We start from the raw sequence: 21,231 nt of genomic DNA, 5'->3' as shown, positions 1-21,231 counted from the left end.
TCTCGACACCACGCCCCCAATCAGGTAACAATTGCCGGTTACGCCACATCGCGCAGGCAGGGACGCTGCGATAATAATGGCCGAGCAGAGCGCAGGCGCCTCGTGCGCACTCGCCGCATCGGCCCCATAACGTTTGAATGAGAGCACGCCATGAAAACCGTCACCCTGAGCACCCTGCAGGCGTATAAACGCGCCGGTGAAACGTTCAGCTGCCTGACTGCTTACGATGCCTCCTTTGCCCATGCTGCTGGCGCAGCGGGTATCGATGTCCTACTGGTAGGCGACTCCCTGGGAATGGTGTTACAGGGGCACAGCAGCACCTTGCCCGTGACCATCGATGACATTTGTTACCACACCCGCTGTGCCGCACGCGGCAAAGGCCACAGCTTGCTGATGGTCGACCTACCGTTCATGAGCAATGCCACTACCGAACGCCTTTTAGAAGATGGCGCGGCGCTCATGCGAGCAGGCGCGGAACTGGTCAAGGTAGAGGGCGAAGCGTGGATGGCCGACGGCATACGCGAACTAACCCGCCGCGGCGTCCCTGTTTGCGCCCACTTGGGCTTGACGCCGCAAACCGTTTACCAACTGGGTGGCTATAAAGTCCAGGGCCGTGAGGCCGAGCAAGCAGAAAAAATTATTCATGACGCCAAAGTGCTGGTCGAGGCAGGCGCCTCGGTGATTCTGCTGGAGTGCGTGCCCGCCAGCTTGGGCAAAGCAGTGACCGAAGCGCTGGACGTGCCGGTCATTGGGATCGGCGCAGGCCCGGATACCGATGGCCAAATTCTCGTGATGCACGACGTGCTGGGCGTTACCCACGGCCGCACACCGCGCTTCGTGAAGAACTTCATGGCGGAAGCGAGCTCCATTCAGGGTGCTTTCGAGCAGTACCATGAAGCGGTCAAGTCCCGAGCGTTCCCCGCTCCAGAGCACTGTTTTTAAGTAACTGCTTTACGTAACCGTTTTTCAGTGAGCGACAGCGACTTCACTATGCGCACTTTGCGAGACATATCCGAGCTTCGCGCCACGCTGCGCGACTATCGCCAAAAGGGCCAGCGCATTGCGCTGGTGCCTACGATGGGCAACCTGCATGCTGGCCATCTGGCTTTGATCGCCACCGCCCGCCAGCACGCCGACGTGGTCGTGTCTAGCCTGTTCGTCAATCCCATGCAGTTTGGCCCAGGTGAAGATCTAGACGCTTATCCGCGCACGTTCGACGCCGACCAGCGCCAGCTCACCGACGCCGGCTGTGATCTGCTGTTTGCCCCCACGGTGAGCGCCCTTTACCCGAACGGCTTGGATGCGCAGACTCGTGTTCACGTACCCGAGGTCGGCGACGGGCTTTGCGGTGGCTCGCGCCCCGGCCACTTCGACGGTGTCTCCACCGTGGTGAGCATGCTATTCAACCTGGTGCAGCCAGACGTCGCCTGCTTTGGTGAAAAGGATTATCAGCAACTGGCGGTGATTCGTAAGCTGGTGGCCGACCTGCACATGCCCATCGAGATCATCGGCGTGCCGATCGTGCGCGCCGACGATGGCTTGGCCCTTTCGTCCCGCAACGGCTATCTCAGCGCGCAGGAGCGCGCCACGGCGCCGATGCTCTACAAAACGCTGTGCGAACTGCGTGATGCGCTGGTACGAGGGGAATCCGCCGAACAGGTACTACACCGGGGTAAAACGGCGCTGTATGATGCCGGCTTTACGCCGGATTACCTCGAACTCCGGGATGCCACCCTTGGCCCGGTCACCGATACTACGCATCATGCCGTACTGCTCGCCGCCGCCAAGCTCGGTCCTGCCCGGCTCATCGACAATCTCAGCGTGCAGCTACCCAGCGCTGCTCGTCGCTAGCCTGCAAGGCTTGCCCGTTACTCAGGAGTTTCCATGCACACCATCATGCTAAAAGCCAAGCTGCACATGGCCCGCGTTACCCATGCCGTTCTCAACTACGAAGGCTCGTGCGCCATCGACGGCGACCTGCTGGATATGGCCGGTATCCGCGAAAACGAACAGATCCAGATTTACAACGTCGAGAACGGCGAGCGCTTCACCACCTACGCCATCCGTGGCGAAGAGGGATCGCGCCTGATCTCGATCAACGGCGCGGCAGCGCACTTGGCCTCGCCGGGGCATCGCATCATCATTTGCAGCTATGCGCACTACTCGGAGGCCGAGCTGGAGAATCACCAGCCCGCGCTGGTGTATCTACAGGAAGGCAACCACGTCAGCCATACCAGTAACGCCATTCCGGTACAGCTGGCGTAAGCCAACTGACGCGCTAAGAACGGGCCGTTGATCGGCCCGTTTTTTATTGGCGTTAAAAGCGTATTGCCGCAATGCACAACCTTCCCCTATGCTGATAGCCAAGCCTGACACGACACGCTAATAACGACGCTAACAACAATGGATAGGCGACACGTCTATCTGCCGTAGGAACGATGCGACACTTACTCAAGGAGTTATTGTATGCAAGACGTGGTCATTGTGGCGGCTCGCCGCACCGCTGTAGGTAGTTTTGGGGGTTCACTCGCCGGGATTCCAGCTAGCGATTTGGGTGCGCTGGTCATCAAAGACATTATCGCTTCCACCGGCGTTGCGCCGGAGCAGATCGACGAAGTGCTGCTGGGTCAGGTGCTGACCGCAGGCGTTGGCCAAAACCCGGCGCGCCAAGCAGCCATCAAGGCAGGCCTGCCAGACACCGTCCCGGCCATGACGATCAATAAGGTGTGTGGATCGGGTTTGAAAGCGCTGCATCTGGCGACCCAAGCCATCCGCTGCGGCGATGCCGAGATCGTGCTGGCCGGTGGGCAGGAGAACATGTCCGCCTCTCCACACATCCTGCCGAACTCGCGCAACGGCCAGCGCATGGGCGATTGGAAAGCTATCGACTCCATGGTGCACGACGGCTTGTGGGATGCTTTCAATAACTACCACATGGGCATTACTGCCGAAAATCTGGCAGAGAAATACGGCATCACCCGGGAAGAGATGGACGACTTTGCCGCCGCGTCCCAGCAAAAAGCCGCTGCCGCCATCAAAGAGGGTAAATTCAAAGGCCAGATCGTGCCGGTCGAGGTGCCGCAGCGTAAAGGCGACCCGGTGGTGTTCGATACCGACGAAAACCCTCGCGAAGTCACGGCAGACAAGCTGGCTGGCATGCGTCCTGCGTTCAAGAAAGACGGCACCGTGACGGCGGGTAACGCCTCGTCGCTGAACGACGGCGCGGCCGTGGTTATGCTCTGCTCGGCGGAAAAAGCCAAAGAGCTTGGCTTGGAGCCCCTAGCCCGCATTGCCGCCTACTCCAACGCAGGCGTCGACCCGGCCATCATGGGGATCGGACCGGCCCCTGCCACCCGTCGATGCCTGGAAAAAGCGGGCTGGAGCCTGGATGACCTAGACCTCGTCGAAGCCAACGAAGCCTTCGCTGCTCAAGCGCTGTCGGTCAATAAAGAGCTGGGCTGGGACACGTCGAAGGTGAACGTCAACGGCGGCGCCATCGCGCTAGGTCACCCCATCGGTGCGTCGGGCTGCCGCGTGCTGGTGACACTGCTCCACGAAATGATTGCTCGCGATGCCAAAAAAGGCTTGGCGACGCTATGTATTGGCGGCGGCCAAGGGGTTGCCCTGGCCATCGAGCGTCCGTAACGCCCGCTGTGCCTCGCTAAAGCGTGCCCCCGCCATGGCGGGGGCTTTTTTTGCCTACCGTGTATTAGCGGCGCTTTTCACCAACGATGCGCGACGGCGTGCGCCATACCAACAGCACGCCCATGAGGAACAGTCCCGAGGCGACCCACATCGCCACCGGTAGACTAGTGCCATCGACCACTTGACCACCTACCATGGCCCCAAGGCCAATCGACATGTTGAAGACGAACGCCATTAACGCCGTGGCGGCTTCCGTGTTGGGCGCCGTGCGTAGAATCCACGTCTGAATACTCACTGATACGCTGCCAAATACAGCGCCCCACAGCATTAACAGCAGCACGCCACTGGTCGGCTCTACGCCTACCACCGGGAAGATCGCCACGACCACCAGCAGTACGCTAGGAATCGCGAGCACCGCACGGTACGGGTGACGGCCAGCAAACATCCCCGCAACGATATTGCCCAAAATTCCCGACGCACCGTACAGCAGCAGCAGGCTTCCGACATGGCGCTGCGCGACCCCACTGATCTCTTGCAAAATAGGACTAATGAAGGTGTAGGCCGCAAAGTGGCCAACCACGACAAACCCCGTGGTCAACACGGCTACCCGCACGCCACGATTCTTTAGCTGTTGCGCCAGCACCCGAAGCCGCACCGGCTCTCGGGGCGGCAGTGGCGGTAGCCAGCGCCAAAGCGCCAACGCCGTGAGCAAACTCAAGCCCCCCAAGGCACCAAAGGCCACGCGCCAGTTACTGATATCACCCAGCAGCGTGCCCAACGGTACGCCGAGCACCGAGGCCGCCGCCACGCCGCCAAAAATGATGGTCATGGCCCGCGATACCTGATCGCTAGGCACCAGGCGTGGCGCAATACTGCCCGCAATGGCCCAAAAACCGCCGATACTGATCCCCACCAACACTCGCGCCGCCAAAAGTAGGGCAAAGTTGCTGGCCATGGCGGAGAGCACGCTGCCCAGCACCATCACTGCCATCATCAACGTCAGCATGATACGGCGATCGAGACGCCCTACCGCCACCGGCAGCAGCGGCGCTGAAAACGCCGCCACGACGCCGGGCACCGTCACCATCAACCCTGCCATACCCGGGGTCACGCCCATCGACTCTGCCACCTGAGAGAGCAAGCCGATAGGTAGTTGCTCTGCGGTCACCAACAAAAAAATGCCGATCATCACGGCCACCACCGCCCACCAACGCGGCGATTCCTGCTGCTCCATGCTATGTCCTCGCATTCCTGACCTATCAAAACGACACCGCCCCCACAGCCAAGGGCTGCGGGGGCGGTGAATCCTACGCTGAGCGCTAGTTAGCTAGCGACATCCGCCTCGGCAGCTTCAAACGCTGCTTTCTCTTCTTCGGTGATCTCTTTGATCGAGAGCTTCACGCGGTTGCGGTTGTCGATATCCAGCACCTTCACGATGACATCGTCGCCTTCGTTCAGGAAGTCGCGCACGTTATTGACGCGCTCCTGGACGATTTGCGAGATGTGCACCAGGCCATCGGTTCCCGGCATGATGTTCACGAACGCACCAAAGTCGGCGATACGTACGACCTTGCCTTTGTACAGCTTGCCGATTTCCGCTTCGGCGGTGATCGCCAGTACGGTATCGATTGCTTTCTTGGCAGCGGCTTTGTCTTCGGCGTAGATGCGAACGGTGCCATCGTCATCAAGATCGATCGATGCGCCGGTGTCTTCGCAAATCTTGCGGATGGTGGCGCCGCCCTTGCCGATGACGTCGCGAATCTTGTCCGGATCGATTTTGATCGTCGCCATGGAGGGGGCGTTTTCCGACACCTCGTTACGGCTCTGGCTGATCACGGCGTTCATCTGCGCCAGGATACCAATGCGCGCATCGTGGGCCTGCTGCAGCGCAGTCTCCATGATCTCTTCGTTGATGCCCTCGATCTTGATGTCCATCTGCAGGGCAGTGACGCCCTCTTCAGAACCGGCCACTTTGAAGTCCATGTCACCCAGGTGGTCTTCGTCACCCAGGATATCGGTCAGCACCGCGTAGCCGTCTTCGTCTTTGACGAGGCCCATGGCAATACCCGCTACCGGGGCTTTCAGCGGAACGCCCGCATCCATCAACGCCAGCGAGGAGCCGCACACGGACGCCATGGAGCTAGAGCCGTTGGATTCGGTGATTTCCGACACCACACGAATGGTGTAGGGGAACTCTTCTTCAGACGGCAGCATCGCTTGGACACCGCGACGCGCCAAACGGCCGTGGCCGATTTCGCGACGCTTGGGGCCACCCATGAAGCCAGCTTCACCCACCGAGTAGGGAGGGAAGTTGTAGTGCAGCATGAAGCGGTCTTTACGCTCGCCTTCCAGCGACTCGATCAGCTGCGAATCACGCAGTGTACCCAGTGTCGCCACGGCAATCGCCTGGGTTTCACCACGGGTGAAGATGGCCGAACCGTGAGTTTTCGGCAGCACGCCGACTTCGATGTTCAGCGGACGCACGGTGACGTTATCGCGGCCATCGATACGCGGCTCGCCCTTGACCACGCGGGAACGCACCACACGCTTCTCAAGCGCTGCGAACGCGCCTTTCACGTCATCCTTGCTGAACTTGCCTTCCGCTTCCTCTTCGCCTTCCGCGGCCGCCAACTGCTCGACGGCGTCGTCTTTCAGCGCCGCGAGTGCATCTTGGCGGGCCATCTTGTCGGTGATGCGATAAGCCTCGCCCACTTTGGCTTCAAAGGCATCGGCCATGGCCGTTTTCAGCGCCACGTTTTCTGCCGGTGCCTGCCACTCCCAGCGCGGCTTACCGGCTTCAGCGGTCAGCTCTTTGATGGCGTTGACCGCGACTTGCATCTCCTGGTGGCCAAACAGTACGGCACCCAGCATTTCGTCTTCGAGCAACTCTTGCGCTTCGGACTCCACCATCAGCACGGCGTTTTCGGTACCGGCCACGACCATGTCCAACTCGGAGGTCGTCAGCTCTTCAACGGTGGGGTTCAGGAAGTAGCCTTGCTCTTCGTTGAAGCCAACGCGGGCGGCACCAATCGGGCCATTGAACGGTACGCCAGAAATACTCAGCGCTGCCGAGGTGCCCAGCATGGCCGCGATATCCGGATCGTGGTTACGGTCGGTGGAGAGAACGGTACAGATGACCTGCACTTCGTTCATGAAACCTTTAGGAAACAGCGGGCGAATCGGACGGTCGATCAAACGCGACGTGAGGGTCTCTTTCTCCGTCGGGCGGCCTTCACGCTTGAAGAAACCACCGGGGATTTTACCCACGGCGTAGGTTTTCTCTTGGTAGTGTACCGAGAGCGGGAAAAAGGGCTGGCCTGGGTTGACGTCTTTCTTCGCCACCACCGTACACAGCACGACAGTTTCGTCCATGGTGACCATCACGGCACCAGTGGCTTGGCGAGCGATACGCCCAGTTTCGAGGGTGACGGTGCTGCGACCGTATTGGAACGTTTTTTTGACCGGATTCACGGCTACTTCCTTTAACATTAATAGCTACTTGTCTTTTCGCTTGGGTCGTTTGACTCGCCACCATTCTAGGCGTTGACGCGCCGTACGGCTACCAGAAACAAAAAAACGGGCAGCCCACAAGGAGCTGCCCGTTTTAGATCATGGCCGTTAAGAACTTAGCGGCGCAGACCCAGACGCTGAATCAGAGACTGATAGCGTTCGAAATCTTTACGCTTCAGGTAGTCCAGCAGCTTACGACGCTGGTTTACCATGCGGATCAGACCACGACGAGAGTGGTGATCCTGCTTGTTGGTCTTGAAGTGGTCCTGCAGGCCGTTGATGTTGGCGCTCAGCAGTGCAACCTGAACTTCAGGGGAACCAGTATCGTTATCGCCGCGGCCGTATTCGTTGACGATCTCGGCCTTTTTCTCAGCGGTTAATGCCATCTGTCTCTCCAGTAAGCAATATGCCTAAAAATGAATGGGTGAGACCACGCATATTTGCAGTCTCAAGCGACTATTTTCGCGCAAATCGCCACATCCTTGCAACGCTTTACGAGATAGCGACCGTACTTAACAGCCGCTTGGGGGCCACTTCCCGCGGCCCTTTTACAACGCCAAGGCCGATAAACGTCTCGGCGTAATAAAGTCGTGCCAACGCATCGGGGGCCAGGTCATCGATGGCGAGCGTGGCTGACTGCCCGTGGGCCAGTCGGCCAAACGATGTGTCATCGACGCTAAGCGACGGCAGGTGATCGACCAGCACGTCCACGGGCATCAGTTCTGCCTCGCGGTCGGCTTGGCTGGCGAGGGCTTCCAGCGCCTCGAGTGTCCACATCGCATCGCCATCGAACGGCCCGGTTTTGAGCCGACGTAGCTGGCTGATATGGGCACCACAGCCCAGCGCGTGGCCAATGTCTTCCGCCAACGTGCGGATGTACGTGCCTTTGCTGCAGCTGACTTCCAGCTCGAACGCCGTGCCCTCGAACGAAAGCAGGCGCGCATCATACACGCTTACCCGCCGCGCTGCACGTTCAACCTGTTTCCCCTCGCGGGCCAACTCGTAGAGCTTTTTGCCCTGATGCTTCAGCGCCGAGTACATGGGGGGCACCTGATCGATCTCACCGCGAAAACGCGTCAAGACGAATTCGATGTCCTCGACCGCAAGGCTTGGCACCTCGCGACGCTCCAGCACCGTGCCTTCGGCATCGCCGGTGTCGGTGATCACCCCCAGTTCGACCCGGGTGCGATACATCTTGTCGGCTTCCAGCAGGTGCGCGGAAAACTTGGTGGCCTCCCCCAGGCAGATAGGCAGCAAGCCTGTCGCCATCGGGTCCAACGTGCCGGTATGCCCGGCTTTTTGCGCGTCGAACAGATGGCGCACACGCTGCAGTGCATGGTTGCTGGAGAGGCCTTTCGGCTTATCCAGCAGCACCACGCCATTGACCGGCAATCCGCGACGGCGACGGGCCATTAGCGCGTCTCCTCACCTTGCTCTTCACTGCCGCCCTCGTCTTCCGCTTGACGGGCACGGTCAGAAGAGACCGCTTCGTCGATCAGCGATGAGAGGTGCTGGCCGCGCACCACGCTTTCATCGAAATGAAAGCGCAGCTCGGGTACGTGACGCAGCTTGATGCGCTGGGCGATTTGGCTTCTCAGAAACCCTGCTGCACGTTTCAGTACCTGCAGGTTCTCCTTGATACGCTCGGGATCCTGTTCACCCAGCAGGGTGACGTAGATATCGGCGTAGCCAAGGTCACGACTGACGGTTGCACCGCTCACCGTGACCATGCCCAAGCGCGGGTCTTTCACTTCGCGTTGGATCAGTACCGCCAGCTCCTTCTGGAGCTGGTCGGCTACTCGGTCGGTACGCTTGAATTCGCGCATGGTTGCTCCTCGCGCGGCCTTACAGGCTGCGCTCGACCTTCACTTGGTCAAAGACTTCGATCTTGTCGCCGACCTGGACATCGTTGTAGTTCTTCACGCCGATGCCACACTCCATACCGTTACGCACTTCTTGTACGTCGTCTTTGAAGCGGCGCAGCGATTCGAGCTCACCTTCGTAGATGACCACGTTGTCACGCAGAACGCGGATACGCTTGCTGCGCGACACGGTGCCTTCGACGACCATACAGCCAGCCACCGCACCGATCTTCGGCGCGCGGAACACGTCGCGTACTTCGGCCACACCCACGATCTCTTCTTTCCACTCGGGGGCGAGCATACCGCTCATCGCCTGTTTGACTTCGTCGATCAGGTGGTAGATGACGCTGTAGTAGCGCAGATCCAGACCTTCACGCTCGATGATCTCACGAGCAGCGGCATCGGCACGGACGTTAAAGCCCACCACGATGGCTTCCGAGGCCAGCGCCAAGTTGGCGTCGGTACCGGTGATCCCCCCCACACCAGAGGAGACCACGGCCACCTGTACTTCTTCGGTGGAAAGCTCCTCCAAGGCGCCTTTGATCGCTTCCAGCGAGCCCTGTACGTCGGCTTTGAGGACGATGTTGACCTTGGCCACTTCGTCTTGGCCCATCTGGCTGAACATGTTCTCCAGCTTGGCCTTCTGCTGACGTGCCAGACGCACTTCGCGGTATTTACCCTGACGGAAGTTAGCTACTTCGCGGGCCTTCTTCTCGTCGGCCACGACCATGAAGTCGTCACCGGCATCCGGCGTACCATCCAGGCCCTGGATCTCGACCGGCATGGCGGGGCCTGCGGTATCGACTTGCTTGCCCAGCTCGTTGGTCAGCGCACGAACGCGGCCGTAGTGCAGGCCCGCCAGGACGATGTCGCCCTTCTTTAGCGTCCCGTTTTGTACCAGCACGGTAGCGACCGGACCGCGACCTTTGTCCAGGCGCGACTCGACGACGACCCCTTTACCCGGCGCAGACGGCACGGCTTTGAGTTCGAGAACCTCGGACACGAGCTGAATCGCTTCCAGCAGGTCTTCGATGCCTTCACCGCTCTTCGCAGAGACGTGAACGAACTGTGTATCGCCGCCCCACTCTTCCGAGATGACGCCGTGCTGAGACAGCTCGTTCTTGACACGATCGGGATCGGCCTGGGGCTTATCGATCTTGTTCACGGCCACGACCATCGGTACGCCAGCGGCTTTCGAGTGCTCGACGGCTTCGATGGTTTGCGGCATCACGCCGTCGTCGGCCGCCACCACCAGGATGACCACGTCGGTGGCTTTCGCACCGCGAGCACGCATGGCGGTAAACGCCGCGTGACCCGGGGTATCCAGGAAGGTCACGCCACCGTGGTCATCTTCCACATGGTAGGCACCGATGTGCTGGGTAATACCGCCCGCTTCGCCAGTGGCGACTTTCGCACGACGGATGTAGTCCAGCAGCGAGGTCTTACCGTGGTCGACGTGACCCATGACGGTGACGACCGGTGAGCGGGTGATCTCTTCGCCTTCGTAGGAGATGCCTTCCAGCATTTCCGTTTCCAGCGCGTCATCCTTCACCAGTTTGACCTTGTGGCCCATCTCTTCCACCACAATCGCGGCGGTATCCTGATCGATGGTCTGGTTGATGGTCACCGCCGCGCCCATGGTGAACATGGCTTTGATGACTTCGTTGGCCTTGATCGACATCTTGTCGGCCAGCTCAGCTACGCTGATCGATTCAGGGATCGAGACTTCACGTACGATCGGCTGCGTAGGCTTCTGGAAGCCGTGCTTGCCGTTGCCGCTTTGGCTTGCGCCACCGCGACGTCCGCCACGGCGCTCGGCACGCTTCACTTTCTTGCCGCCGCCACGCTTGCGCTCTTCGCGATCGCCGCGATCGTCGTCGTCGTCACGACCTTTCTTCTTCGCAGCCGCCTTTTTGGGCGGTGCGGTACGACGGTCGGTACGACCCTCTTTCGGCGGTGCAGGCGGCAGGTCATCGGCCGCTGGCGTATCGTCGATTTCCAGCTCGGGCACTTCGATATCCGGCACTTCAGCGGCTTTTGCCTTGGCCTGCTCTTCCGCTTCTTTACGCGCAGCATCTTCGGCAGCCTTGGCTTTGGCCGCTGCGGCTTTTTCTTCCGCGGCGCGGGCATCGCGTGCTTTACGCTCAGCTTCCGCTTCTGCCATGTCGCCCACTAGCTGACGCGGACCAGAGTGCTTGGGCTCAGGCGCTTTCGGCTTCTCTTCTTCCTCACGCTTGACGTACGTTTTCTTCTTACGTACCTGCACTTCGATCGTTTTACCACGCTCGCCGGTCTTGATACGGCTGCGGGTTTTACGGGTCAGCGTAATGCGATTCTTGCTCGGCTCGCTGTCGCCGCCGCCGTGGCTTTTCTTCAAAAAGCTCAGCAGCGTCTGCTTGTCGTCTTCAGAGACAGCGTCGCTTTCTGAACGGTGTTTCAAACCGGCTTCTTTCATCTGTTCCAAGAGGCGGGGCACATCGCGGCCCACCTTTACTGCAAAATCTTTAACTGTCATATCTGACATAGTGACCCTCCTCAGCCCGTGACCTGTTTACTGTGTGTTTGAGTCCGATGCGTCATCGACTTCAAACCAGGGCGCACGGGCAGTCATGATCAGTGCCGCTGCGCGCGCTTCGTCCAACTCCTCGATATCGACCAGATCGTCGACAGACTGCTCGGCGAGATCTTCCATTGTGACAATGCCGCGGCTAGCCAGGATGAAGGCCAGGTGGCGCTCCATGCCGTCCATTTCCAGCAGGTCGTCCGCTGGCTGGGCACCGTCTAGCGCTTCTTCCGAGGCAATGGCCATCGTCAGCAGCTCGTCTTTCGCACGTGCACGCAGCTCTTCTACCAGCTCTTCGTCGAACTCTTCGATTTCGAGCATCTCTTCCAGCGGCACGTAGGCAACTTCTTCCAGGGTGGTGAACCCTTCTTCCACCAGCAATCGAGCGACGTCTTCATCGACACCCAGGTGCTGGACGAACGAATCCACCAAGCTGTCGATTTCCTGCTCGCGCTTGGACTCGGCTTCGTCTTCGGTCATGACGTTGATCCGCCAGCCGGTCAACTCAGACGCCAAACGTACGTTCTGGCCGCTACGGCCAATCGCCTGTGCCAGGTTGTCCTGAGCCACTGCGACGTCCATGGCATGCGCGTCTTCGTCCACTAGGATAGACGCCACATCGGCCGGTGCCATGGCGTTGATCACCAGCTGTGCGGGATTGTCGTCCCACAGGACGATGTCTACGCGCTCGTTTTGCAATTCAGACGAGACCGCCTGAACGCGAGAACCGCGCATACCGACGCAGGCACCGACGGGGTCGATGCGACGATCATTGGTTTTCACGGCGATCTTCGCCCGTGACCCCGGATCGCGAGCGGCACCCTTGATTTCGATCAGCTGCTCGGCGATTTCCGGCACTTCGATCTTGAACAGTTCGATGATGAACTCAGGACAGGTACGCGAAAGCTGCAGTTGAGCACCGCGAGCATCCGGATCGACTTTGACCAGCAATGCACGTACGCGCTCGTTCATCCGGTAGCGCTCGCCGTGGATCATCTCGTTGCGCGGCAAAAACGCTTCGGCGTTCTCACCCAGGTCGATGATCAGACCGTCACGGGTAGTCTTCTTGACGATACCCGCCACCAGCTCGCCTTCACGATCGGCGTATTGACGCACGACTTCGGCGCGCTCGGCTTCACGCACCTTCTGCACGATCACCTGCTTGGCGGTTTGCGCAGCAATGCGCCCAAACACGGCGTTTTCGATCTTTTGCTCGACCACGTCGCCCAGTTTCAGCGGCGGATCGCGCTGCTCGGCGATGCTCTCTTTGATTTCGTAGTCTGGCGTTTCGAATTCGTCATCTTCGACCACGGTCCAGTAGCGGAACGTATCGTAGTCGCCCGTGCGGCGATCGATATGCACGCGCACATTGGCCTCTTCATGCTCAAAACGCTTGCGCGACGCGCTGGCCAGCGCGGCTTCTACCGCTTCGAAGATGACATCGCGGGGGACGCCTTTTTCATTAGAGATCGCGTCCACGACCATTAAAATTTCTTTACTCATGCGTTTGCCTCGCCAGAAAACCTGTCCTTTTGTGCATCATCCCGGCGCCTGCCGGAAGCCGCGACCCGTATTATTCGTCGAACTGCGGGACAACGTGCGCAGAATCGATGCTTTCGATAGGAAAGCAGTACTCTTCGCCTTCCAGTTGCAGCAGCACTTCATCACCCTCGACACCTGCGAGGAGCCCTTGGTATTTGCGACGCCCATCAAACGCGACGCGCAGCTTCAGAGCCACCTGATGGCCCTGATAGCGGATAAAGTGATCCAGGGAGTAGAGGGGGCGTGCCATGCCGGGCGACGAGACTTCCAAGCGATACTCGCCGGGAATCGGGTCTTCCACATCCATCACGGCACTGACTTGACGGCTAATATCAGCGCAGTCTTCCACGCTGACACCGCTCTCGCGCTCGATGTAAATCACCAGCCGCGAATGCTTGCCCTGGGAAATATGGTCGATACCCCATAGCTCGAAGCCCATGGCGGCAACGACAGGTTCGATCAGCGCGTGAAGCGCAGCGTGTTTTGTGGCCACAGACAAAGCTCCTATAGCCGTTGCATCAGGCACCTGGCCAGGAGTCATAAGAAAAGCTAGGTGGCTGATTGGCATTACCTGGGAATGTGTCTCTGGCTATTCGGACAACATCCGCTCGTGAGACACTCTTGGCTCGCAAAAAGCTATTTACAAAAAGCTACTAACAAAAAGCCCCTTCACAGGAAGGGGCTTTTTGAAAGAAACCTGTAGTACCATTCTAGCAACATGTCGCGAACTTTTCGCTGTCTTACCAAGTACAATCTTGATCACTTGTAGACATGCCATGTTACTAACTAAATGGTAGCGGGGACCGGATTTGAACCGATGACCTTCGGGTTATGAGCCCGACGAGCTACCAGACTGCTCCACCCCGCATCAATCTAGGTCGACGATAATAGACACTTGAAGAGGTTACGTCAAGAACTCATTCCGAGCACTTGTTTCAAATGCGTCTTACGTCTCAGGTGCCAATCCTGACATTCTGGGAAGCTGGTAAACCAGCGAATCAGATGGTGCCGAAGGCGGGACTTGAACCCGCACGACCGTAAGGTCACTACCCCCTCAAGATAGCGTGTCTACCAATTCCACCACTTCGGCATCAGGGGAGGCTAAAGAAAGCGACATCAAGATGTTACTCGCTGCTTTCCTCTAGCACTGGCGCGGTATTATCCATACTTGCAGGGGAGTCGTCAAGCGTTGGAATGTTTTGCTGCTGCTCGATCATTCGCGCATCGGGAATACCGGCTTCCGGTGCTTGGCCTGCCTGAGTGGCAAAGTACGCCAGCGCCATCGATGTCACGAAAAAGCCTGCGGCCAAAATACCGGTCGTGCGGGAAAGAAAGTTACCGCTACCCCGTGAACCAAAGACCGTTTGCGATGCACCGCCACCAAAGGCCGCGCCTGCTTCGGCACCTTTACCCTGCTGAAGCAGGATGAGTACAACCAAGGCGACCGCAATCACCACGTGAACCATAAGAATTGCAACTTGCATGGAGTTATCCTGCTGACTGACAAATGGCGTAGAAATCGTCGGTTTTGAGCGAGGCACCGCCCACCAAACCGCCGTCGATGTCCGGCTGAGCCAGCAGCTCAGCCGCGTTACTTGCGTTCATGCTACCGCCGTAAAGCAGTGTCAGCTGCTCAGCAAGCGACGCATCAAACCCTGCCTGATAGGCACGAATGCCTGCCATGACCTCTTGCGCTTGCGCTGGCGTCGCCGTGCGACCAGTACCAATGGCCCAAACAGGCTCGTAGGCAATGACGACCTGCAAGCGCTGTGCAGGCGATAGGCGATCCATGATATAGCCTACTTGGCCTAACACAACGTCCATCGTGTGGCCCGCATCGCGCTCTTCCAGCGTTTCGCCCACACACAAAATCGGCGTAAGCCCGGCGTCCAGCGCCGCCAATAGACGATCACACACCTGCTCATCGCTTTCACGGTAGAGCTGCCGACGCTCCGAGTGTCCCACCAGTACGTAAGCCGCGCCAACCTCTTTGAGCATACCGCCGCTCACTTCGCCGGTATGCGCACCGGCGGGGTGGGGGTTGAGCGTTTGCGCCCCTAACTGCAACGGCGTGCCGCTAAACGCCTGACGCGCAGCGTCTAAATAGGGAAACGGCGGAATCACGACCACGTCGATGGACGTGGGCAGCGCCGCTGACGCAAAGGCTTGGCCAAACGCGTCGATGAGCGCCTTGGAACCGTTCATTTTCCAATTGCCGGCAATCAATGGCGTACGCATGGAGAATCCTCACTCAAGGTGGAGCGAAATGGTATAGGAGCCGCCTTGTCAAGACAACCGCTGTTGCACGGCCAATCGCAGGCACAGCGCGCTTTTCGCACTAAAGCGGCTCCCACTTTTCGAAATCGTTAGCCAAGCAGCGCCTCGACTTGGCCCGCCAATTTATGGGCCAAGCGATCGACGTCAAGATGTGCGCGCCCTTCGACCATGACACGAATCAAAGGCTCGGTGCCCGATGGCCTCAGCAGCACCCGCCCCTGGTCACCCAGCTCCGCTTCCAAGGCGGCCACGGCATCGAGAAGCGGCTGGGCCATCATCACGTCGCTGGCATTCGATCCTGCGGGCAGGCGCACATTGACCAGCGATTGCGGCACTTTTTCGAGCCCTTTCAACAGGGCGGGCAACGGTTTCTGCTCGCGCACCATCAGCGCCAACACCTGTAGCGCCGATACGACGCCGTCGCCTGTGGTCTGCACGTGACCGCAAACGATGTGCCCAGAGGCTTCGCCGCCCAGCTCCCATCCGTTGGCGGCCATCATTTCCATGACGAAGCGGTCACCTACCTTGGCACGCTGGAAAGGTATGCCGAGCCGATCCAGCGCCATGGCAAGGCCGAAATTGCTCATCAGCGTGCCGACCACGCCGCCGTCCAGCAGCCCGCGCTCGTGGCGGTCGCGAGCAATCAAGTAGAGAATATCGTCGCCGTCGACTTCGCGGCCATCGGCATCAACGAGCAGTACGCGGTCGCCGTCACCATCGAAGGCGACCCCCAAATCGGCGCCTTGCTGGATGACCGCCGCGCGTAGCGCCGCCGGGTGCGTCGAGCCAACTTGATGGTTGATATTCAAGCCGTCCGGCGCAGCACCGATCACGCTCACCTCCGCGCCTAACTCGCGAAACACGCTGGGGGCGATATGGTAAGTGGCCCCATGAGCGCAATCCAATACCACTTTCAGTCCGTGCAGACTCAGCCGGTCCGGCAGCGTCGATTTGCAGAATTCGATATAGCGACCAGCGGCGTCATCGATGCGCGTCGCCTTACCCAACTGCGCCGCATCGGCAGTGCTGAGCGGCGCTTCCAGCATCGTCTCGATGCGGTCTTCCACTTCGTCTGGCAATTTCTTGCCTGCCGCAGAGAAAAACTTGATGCCGTTATCGTCAAACGGATTGTGCGACGCCGAAATCACGATACCGGCGTCGGCACGGAAGGTGCGCGTCAGGTAGGCGATGCCCGGCGTGGGCATTGGCCCGAGCAGCGACACATCGACCCCGGCCGCCGACAGACCGGCCTCCAACGCAGATTCGAACATATAACCGGAAATCCGCGTATCCTTACCGATCAACACGCGAGTACGCCCCTTTTCACGGCGCAACACCTGCCCGGCCGCCCAGCCCAGTTTGAGCATGAAGTCGGCCGTAATGGGCGCTTGCCCCACGGTACCGCGAATGCCGTCGGTACCAAAATAGCGTCTTGTCATTATCAAAGTTCCTTATCCACGGGCGGCTCACAGCCTTCCTGCAGCACCGCCCACGCCATGTTCACGGCATCCACCGTTGGCCCTACATCATGCACCCTTAAGATGCTCGCCCCACGCTCCACCGCCATGGCCGCCAGCGCCAAGCCACCGGCTAGCCGCTCTTCCACAGGACGTCCCAGCACTTTACCGATCATGCTTTTGCGTGACATGCCAACCAGAATGGGAAGTTCCAGCGCCCTCAGCGAGTCCATATACTTCAGCAGCCGCAGGTTGTGCTCGACGGTTTTACCAAAGCCAAACCCTGGGTCGATCAGCAAGCGCTGACGGCGCAGGCCGACGGCTTCGCAGGCAGCGATGCGGTCAGTAAGGTAGGCGGCCACTTCACGCTCGACGGGGTCGCGGTAGCTCGGCGCTTGCTGCATGCTCTGGGGCTCACCCTGACGATGCATTAAACATACGGGCAAGCCGCTGCTGGCGGCGGCGGCCAGAGCACCCTCGCGCTCTAGGGCCCGCACATCGTTGATCATGCCTGCGCCCAAGGCACTGGCTTCACGAATCACCGTGGCGCTACTGGTATCCACCGAGACCAACGCATCGAGTTCACGCACCAGCGCCTCGACCACCGGCGCGACCCGATCCAGCTCCTGCTGCTCGGAAACCGGCGTTGCCCCGGGACGGGTCGATTCGCCGCCCACGTCGATCATCGCCGCCCCTTCGGCCAGCATATGCTCGGCATGGCGCAGCGCATCGTCCAGCGCGACATGCTGACCGCCATCGGAGAACGAATCCGGCGTGACGTTCAAAATTCCCATGACGCGCGGGAATGAAAGATCAAGCGTATGGCGCCCACAGCGCAGCTGCAACGCACTCTCTGCTTGGCGTGAAGGCGATGAAGGGTCAACGTTCGGAGTCATGCTGCCGCCTAAAATCAAAAATGAAACGTAACTGTCACTGCCTCACAGCATAACAAAAAGGCGCCCCCATTGGGGACGCCTTTGGCTGCGCGACCTGCGTGGCCTAGGGGCCGGCAGGGCCGCCCAGCGGATCGGAGGGCCGACGACGAGGCTCGTCGTCATCCTCTTCACCATCGTCGCTCGATGCGTTCGACGCTTGATCGTCTGCCTTGGTGTCGGGCTTGTCATCGCTGACACGCATGCCGCCACCGGAGGAGTCACCGTCGTTCCAACCTTCCGGCGGACGAGGATCACGACCTTCCATGATGTCCTTCAACTGGTTGGCATCGATGGTTTCGAACTTCATCAGCGCTTCTGCCATGGCATCCAGCTTATCGCGGTTGTCATGCAGGATTTGACGCGCCTGCTCGTAGCACTCATCGATGATCTTGCGCACTTCTTTATCGAGCCGCGTCGTGGTTTCGCCCGACTTCAGCTTGCCGCCACCTTGGCCTGGGCCGCCGAGGAACTGGTGAGACTCGTCCTCGTCGTACATGATCGGACCCATCTCATCCGAGAGCCCCCACTTGGCGACCATGTTATGGGCCAATTCGGTCGCCCGCTTGATATCGTTGGAAGCACCGGTCGTGACACCGTTGGCACCCAATGTCATCTCTTCGGCGATACGACCACCAAACAGCGAGCAGATTTGGCTAATGATTTGCTGACGCGACAGGCTGTAGCGATCTTCTTCGGGTAGGAACATCGTCACACCGAGCGCGCGGCCACGGGGAATGATCGTCACCTTGTAGACCGGGTCGTGCTCGGGCATGACCAAACCGATGATCGCATGGCCCGCTTCGTGATAAGCCGTATTGAGCTTCTCTTTGTCGGTCATGACCATGGATTTGCGCTCTGCGCCCATCATGATCTTGTCCTTGGCAAGCTCAAGCTCATCCATGCCCACCAAACGCTTGTTACGGCGTGCGGCAAACAGAGCAGCTTCGTTCACCAGGTTTGCGAGATCAGCCCCCGAGAAGCCAGGCGTACCGCGTGCGATGAGCTGCGGCTTGACGTCATCGGCCAGCGGCACCTTGCGCAGGTGAACGCCCAGAATGTGCTCGCGGCCTCGAATGTCTGGCAGACCAACGGTGACCTGACGGTCGAAACGACCGGGGCGCAGCAGCGCCGGGTCGAGAACGTCCGGACGGTTGGTGGCGGCGATGACGATGATGCCTTCGTTGGCTTCAAAGCCGTCCATTTCCACCAGCAGCTGGTTCAGCGTTTGCTCACGCTCATCGTTGCCGCCCCCCATGCCGGTACCGCGCGAACGGCCAACGGCATCGATCTCATCGATGAAGATGATGCAGGGCGCCTGCTTCTTGGCCTGTTCGAACATATCGCGAACGCGAGACGCGCCCACACCGACGAACATCTCGACGAAGTCGGAACCAGAAATCGAGAAAAACGGCACTTTGGCTTCGCCCGCAATGGACTTGGCCAGCAGTGTCTTACCGGTACCGGGCGGGCCCACCATCAGAACGCCACGGGGAATCGTTCCACCCAGGCGCTGGAACTTGGTCGGGTCACGCAGGAAGTCGACCAGCTCTTCGACCTCTTCCTTCGCTTCGTCACAGCCTGCCACGTCGGCAAAGGTGGTTTTGATCTGGTCCTGAGAGAGCAGCTTCGCTTTGGACTTGCCAAAGCTCATCGGGCCGCCTTTACCGCCCCCAGCGCCGCCTTGCATTTGGCGCATGAAGAACATGAAGATGGCCAGAATCAGCAGAATCGGGAAGCTGGCGATCAGCAGACGTGTCCAGATGCTCTGCTGCTCTGGCTCCTTACCGACCACGGTGACGTTATTGCTGAGCAGGTCGTCCATCAGCTTGGGGTCTTCCGCTGCTGGGCGAATGGTCTGGAACTGCGAACCATCCGTGCGCTCACCGGTGATGGTGTAGCCATCGATGGTGACGCTACGTACCTGCTGATTTTGCACCTGTTGCACGAACTGGGAGTAGTTCGTGGTCTGCGGTGCGCTTTCCGTACTGAAATTATTGAACACTGTCAGTAGAACGGCCGCGATGACCAACCACAGAATCAGGTTCTTCGCCATATCGTTCAAGGGGCTACCCTCATTACAAGAATCCGTCAGTTAACCGCTAATACTCTGACCTTACACTAGAGCTTAACGTTCAACCATTGCCAAAGCCCATTGGGCGTTGGGCCATCTGTGTCACGCTCGTCCATTGTGCCTAATGTGACACACCTTGCGCTTGCCTGTCTGGCAATCGCGGTGATAAATCTTTGCTATTGCGCCAGCGCCTTGCCAGCCCTGGTTAACCGCGAAAGCCCTCCGCTAAAAAGTAGACTTCCCGAGAGCGCGCACGCGAGGCGTCTGGCTTACGAGTGACCACACGGTCAAAACTGCCGCGCAGCTCTTTTAGATACGCATCGAACCCTTCGCCTTGAAAGACCTTGACCAAAAAACGGCCTTTGGGTGAAAGCGTTTCCCGGGCCAGTTCCAATGCCAGCTCGACGAGATACATGGCCTGGGGCTGATCGATGGCTGCCATACCACTCATATTGGGGGCCATGTCCGACATAACAAGGTCTACCGGACGATTTCCCAAACGTTCGAGAATCGCATTGAGCACGCTCTCTTCGGTGAAATCGCCCTGAATGAAGTCCACACCGGCCAGAGCGTCCATTTCCAAGATGTCCGACGCAATGACGACCCCTTCCGGGCCGACTTTTTCGGCCGCGATTTGGCTCCACCCACCTGGGGCAGCGCCGAGGTCGATGACCGTCATCCCGTTGCGAAACAGCTTATCTTTCTCGTCCAACTCTAGCAGCTTGTAGCTCGCCCGAGAGCGGTAGCCATCCTGCCAGCTCTGCTTCACATACTGGTCGTCGAAGTGTTCTTTCTTCCAGTTGTTGCTGGTTTTGCTCACTGAATGTTTACGGCTTGGGGGCTTTTGCTGCATGTGGGAATCTGACACTGGAATAAGAGATGGGCGCGTTCACGTGATTGCTTTCACTTAGCGGCATTTCACCGTAAGATGGAACGTTAAGCGCTAACCGGGATACCGCAAGATACCATGAGCTTGTCACAGGCACAAAAGAAAGCATTTCGTAGCATTGGCCACCATTTGAACCCCGTGGTCACCGTTTCTGAGAACGGCGTCTCCGAAAATCTGCTCGCAGAACTCAGCCGCGCGCTCAATGATCACGAGCTGATCAAAGTAAAGCTCGCCCTACCCGAACGGGATGACCGCGCTGCGATGATCAACGAGCTGCTGGCTGACAGCAACGCCGAGCTGGTGCAAACCATTGGCAAAATGGCGCTGCTTTATCGCCGCAACCCAAAGGCTAACCCCAAGCTCTCCAACGTTACCCGCTTCGAGAACCATCACGGGCGGCACTAACGCGCACAGCACTATGCTGACACGGCGCCAAGCGCCGCTAAGCTAAAAGGCCCGAAGCAGCTACCTGCATCGGGC

Annotated in this window: 19 protein-coding genes and 2 tRNA genes; 5 read left to right on the top strand and 16 right to left on the bottom strand. The window is 59.2% G+C overall.

The window, feature by feature from the left end:
* Window positions 1-150: 150 nt before the first annotated feature.
* The 4 genes from panB to AB6K10_RS05360 all read left to right on the top strand — a co-directional run bounded on the left by panB (window position 151) and on the right by AB6K10_RS05360 (window position 3,645).
* Window positions 151-942 carry a 3-methyl-2-oxobutanoate hydroxymethyltransferase gene (panB, locus tag AB6K10_RS05375; RefSeq protein WP_339118129.1) on the top strand — a complete coding sequence of 264 codons (792 nt, stop codon included), beginning with the start codon at window positions 151-153 and terminating at the stop codon, window positions 940-942.
* 48 nt (window positions 943-990) lie between these two features.
* Window positions 991-1,851 carry a pantoate--beta-alanine ligase gene (gene panC / locus AB6K10_RS05370; protein ID WP_339118128.1) on the top strand — a complete coding sequence of 287 codons (861 nt, stop codon included), beginning with the start codon at window positions 991-993 and terminating at the stop codon, window positions 1,849-1,851.
* A 33-nt stretch (window positions 1,852-1,884) separates the two neighbouring features.
* Entirely contained in the window at window positions 1,885-2,265 is a 381-nt protein-coding gene (gene panD / locus AB6K10_RS05365) for an aspartate 1-decarboxylase (protein WP_058578292.1), read from the top strand.
* Window positions 2,266-2,466: 201 nt separating this feature from the next.
* The gene (locus tag AB6K10_RS05360) at window positions 2,467-3,645 is read left to right on the top strand and encodes an acetyl-CoA C-acetyltransferase (protein ID WP_285264223.1); all 1,179 of its coding nucleotides are present in this window, start codon (window positions 2,467-2,469) and stop codon (window positions 3,643-3,645) included.
* A 64-nt stretch (window positions 3,646-3,709) separates the two neighbouring features.
* Here the strand turns inward: AB6K10_RS05360 and AB6K10_RS05355 are convergent, their stop codons facing one another.
* The 16 genes from AB6K10_RS05355 to rlmE all read right to left on the bottom strand — a co-directional run bounded on the left by AB6K10_RS05355 (window position 3,710) and on the right by rlmE (window position 20,715).
* Entirely contained in the window at window positions 3,710-4,879 is a 1,170-nt protein-coding gene (locus AB6K10_RS05355) for an MFS transporter (RefSeq protein ID WP_139527978.1), read from the bottom strand.
* Window positions 4,880-4,968: 89 nt separating this feature from the next.
* Window positions 4,969-7,134 (bottom strand): polyribonucleotide nucleotidyltransferase, encoded by a 2,166-nt coding sequence (gene pnp / locus AB6K10_RS05350; RefSeq protein ID WP_159340803.1) that lies wholly within the window; start codon window positions 7,132-7,134, stop codon window positions 4,969-4,971.
* A 137-nt stretch (window positions 7,135-7,271) separates the two neighbouring features.
* Window positions 7,272-7,541: a 30S ribosomal protein S15 gene (rpsO, locus tag AB6K10_RS05345; protein WP_009723734.1), complete on the bottom strand. Its 270-nt coding sequence runs from the start codon at window positions 7,539-7,541 to the stop codon at window positions 7,272-7,274.
* Window positions 7,542-7,647: 106 nt separating this feature from the next.
* Window positions 7,648-8,568, bottom strand: coding sequence for a tRNA pseudouridine(55) synthase TruB (gene truB, locus AB6K10_RS05340; protein WP_339118127.1), 921 nt, complete (start codon window positions 8,566-8,568; stop codon window positions 7,648-7,650).
* Window positions 8,568-8,981 (bottom strand): 30S ribosome-binding factor RbfA, encoded by a 414-nt coding sequence (gene rbfA / locus AB6K10_RS05335; RefSeq protein ID WP_159340801.1) that lies wholly within the window; start codon window positions 8,979-8,981, stop codon window positions 8,568-8,570. Before rbfA ends, truB begins: the two co-directional genes overlap by 1 nt.
* A gap of 19 nt (window positions 8,982-9,000) precedes the next feature.
* Complete coding sequence (gene infB / locus AB6K10_RS05330) at window positions 9,001-11,541, bottom strand: translation initiation factor IF-2 (RefSeq protein ID WP_159340800.1); 2,541 nt, start codon at window positions 11,539-11,541, stop codon at window positions 9,001-9,003.
* A gap of 27 nt (window positions 11,542-11,568) precedes the next feature.
* Complete coding sequence (nusA, locus tag AB6K10_RS05325; RefSeq protein ID WP_159340799.1) at window positions 11,569-13,083, bottom strand: transcription termination factor NusA; 1,515 nt, start codon at window positions 13,081-13,083, stop codon at window positions 11,569-11,571.
* Window positions 13,084-13,153: 70 nt separating this feature from the next.
* On the bottom strand, window positions 13,154-13,615 hold the full coding sequence (gene rimP / locus AB6K10_RS05320; protein ID WP_044629473.1) for a ribosome maturation factor RimP: 462 nt from the start codon (window positions 13,613-13,615) through the stop codon (window positions 13,154-13,156).
* A gap of 298 nt (window positions 13,616-13,913) precedes the next feature.
* Window positions 13,914-13,990, bottom strand: a tRNA-Met gene (locus tag AB6K10_RS05315).
* Between the two features lie 135 nt (window positions 13,991-14,125).
* A tRNA-Leu gene (locus AB6K10_RS05310) sits at window positions 14,126-14,212 on the bottom strand.
* Between the two features lie 34 nt (window positions 14,213-14,246).
* The gene (gene secG, locus AB6K10_RS05305; protein ID WP_139527971.1) at window positions 14,247-14,606 is read right to left on the bottom strand and encodes a preprotein translocase subunit SecG; all 360 of its coding nucleotides are present in this window, start codon (window positions 14,604-14,606) and stop codon (window positions 14,247-14,249) included.
* A gap of 4 nt (window positions 14,607-14,610) precedes the next feature.
* Entirely contained in the window at window positions 14,611-15,360 is a 750-nt protein-coding gene (gene tpiA / locus AB6K10_RS05300) for a triose-phosphate isomerase (protein ID WP_159340797.1), read from the bottom strand.
* A 128-nt stretch (window positions 15,361-15,488) separates the two neighbouring features.
* Window positions 15,489-16,838: a phosphoglucosamine mutase gene (gene glmM / locus AB6K10_RS05295; protein WP_339118126.1), complete on the bottom strand. Its 1,350-nt coding sequence runs from the start codon at window positions 16,836-16,838 to the stop codon at window positions 15,489-15,491.
* A gap of 2 nt (window positions 16,839-16,840) precedes the next feature.
* Window positions 16,841-17,752, bottom strand: a complete 912-nt coding sequence (folP, locus tag AB6K10_RS05290) for a dihydropteroate synthase (RefSeq protein WP_339118125.1) — start codon at window positions 17,750-17,752, stop codon at window positions 16,841-16,843.
* 103 nt (window positions 17,753-17,855) lie between these two features.
* Window positions 17,856-19,853, bottom strand: coding sequence for an ATP-dependent zinc metalloprotease FtsH (gene ftsH, locus AB6K10_RS05285; RefSeq protein ID WP_159340794.1), 1,998 nt, complete (start codon window positions 19,851-19,853; stop codon window positions 17,856-17,858).
* Window positions 19,854-20,067: 214 nt separating this feature from the next.
* The gene (rlmE, locus tag AB6K10_RS05280) at window positions 20,068-20,715 is read right to left on the bottom strand and encodes a 23S rRNA (uridine(2552)-2'-O)-methyltransferase RlmE (RefSeq protein ID WP_159340793.1); all 648 of its coding nucleotides are present in this window, start codon (window positions 20,713-20,715) and stop codon (window positions 20,068-20,070) included.
* Window positions 20,716-20,829: 114 nt separating this feature from the next.
* Between rlmE and yhbY the strand changes: the two genes are divergently transcribed.
* A complete protein-coding gene (gene yhbY / locus AB6K10_RS05275) occupies window positions 20,830-21,156 on the top strand; it encodes a ribosome assembly RNA-binding protein YhbY (RefSeq protein WP_062360548.1) in 327 nt (108 codons plus the stop codon).
* Window positions 21,157-21,231: the final 75 nt, after the last annotated feature.

Source organism: Halomonas sp. BMC6 (genome assembly GCF_964204995.1).
Classification (GTDB): domain Bacteria; phylum Pseudomonadota; class Gammaproteobacteria; order Pseudomonadales; family Halomonadaceae; genus Vreelandella.
Note: the sequence above shows the minus strand (reverse complement) of the source record. Positions and strands in the feature narration are given on the sequence as shown.

Bases quoted from the DNA above. Each gene is read 5' to 3' on its own strand.
- secG (WP_139527971.1), bottom strand. From the start codon at position 14,606: ATGCAAGTTGCAATTCTTATGGTTCACGTGGTGATTGCGGTCGCCTTG.
- nusA (WP_159340799.1), bottom strand. From the start codon at position 13,083: ATGAGTAAAGAAATTTTAATGGTCGTGGACGCGATCTCTAATGAAAAA.
- glmM (WP_339118126.1), bottom strand. From the start codon at position 16,838: ATGACAAGACGCTATTTTGGTACCGACGGCATTCGCGGTACCGTGGGG.
- folP (WP_339118125.1), bottom strand. From the start codon at position 17,752: ATGACTCCGAACGTTGACCCTTCATCGCCTTCACGCCAAGCAGAGAGT.
- infB (WP_159340800.1), bottom strand. From the start codon at position 11,541: ATGTCAGATATGACAGTTAAAGATTTTGCAGTAAAGGTGGGCCGCGAT.
- rlmE (WP_159340793.1), bottom strand. From the start codon at position 20,715: ATGCAGCAAAAGCCCCCAAGCCGTAAACATTCAGTGAGCAAAACCAGC.
- pnp (WP_159340803.1), bottom strand. From the start codon at position 7,134: ATGTTAAAGGAAGTAGCCGTGAATCCGGTCAAAAAAACGTTCCAATAC.
- panC (WP_339118128.1), top strand. From the start codon at position 991: ATGCGCACTTTGCGAGACATATCCGAGCTTCGCGCCACGCTGCGCGAC.
- yhbY (WP_062360548.1), top strand. From the start codon at position 20,830: ATGAGCTTGTCACAGGCACAAAAGAAAGCATTTCGTAGCATTGGCCAC.
- panB (WP_339118129.1), top strand. From the start codon at position 151: ATGAAAACCGTCACCCTGAGCACCCTGCAGGCGTATAAACGCGCCGGT.
- panD (WP_058578292.1), top strand. From the start codon at position 1,885: ATGCACACCATCATGCTAAAAGCCAAGCTGCACATGGCCCGCGTTACC.
- truB (WP_339118127.1), bottom strand. From the start codon at position 8,568: ATGGCCCGTCGCCGTCGCGGATTGCCGGTCAATGGCGTGGTGCTGCTG.
- rpsO (WP_009723734.1), bottom strand. From the start codon at position 7,541: ATGGCATTAACCGCTGAGAAAAAGGCCGAGATCGTCAACGAATACGGC.
- AB6K10_RS05355 (WP_139527978.1), bottom strand. From the start codon at position 4,879: ATGGAGCAGCAGGAATCGCCGCGTTGGTGGGCGGTGGTGGCCGTGATG.
- AB6K10_RS05360 (WP_285264223.1), top strand. From the start codon at position 2,467: ATGCAAGACGTGGTCATTGTGGCGGCTCGCCGCACCGCTGTAGGTAGT.
- rbfA (WP_159340801.1), bottom strand. From the start codon at position 8,981: ATGCGCGAATTCAAGCGTACCGACCGAGTAGCCGACCAGCTCCAGAAG.
- tpiA (WP_159340797.1), bottom strand. From the start codon at position 15,360: ATGCGTACGCCATTGATTGCCGGCAATTGGAAAATGAACGGTTCCAAG.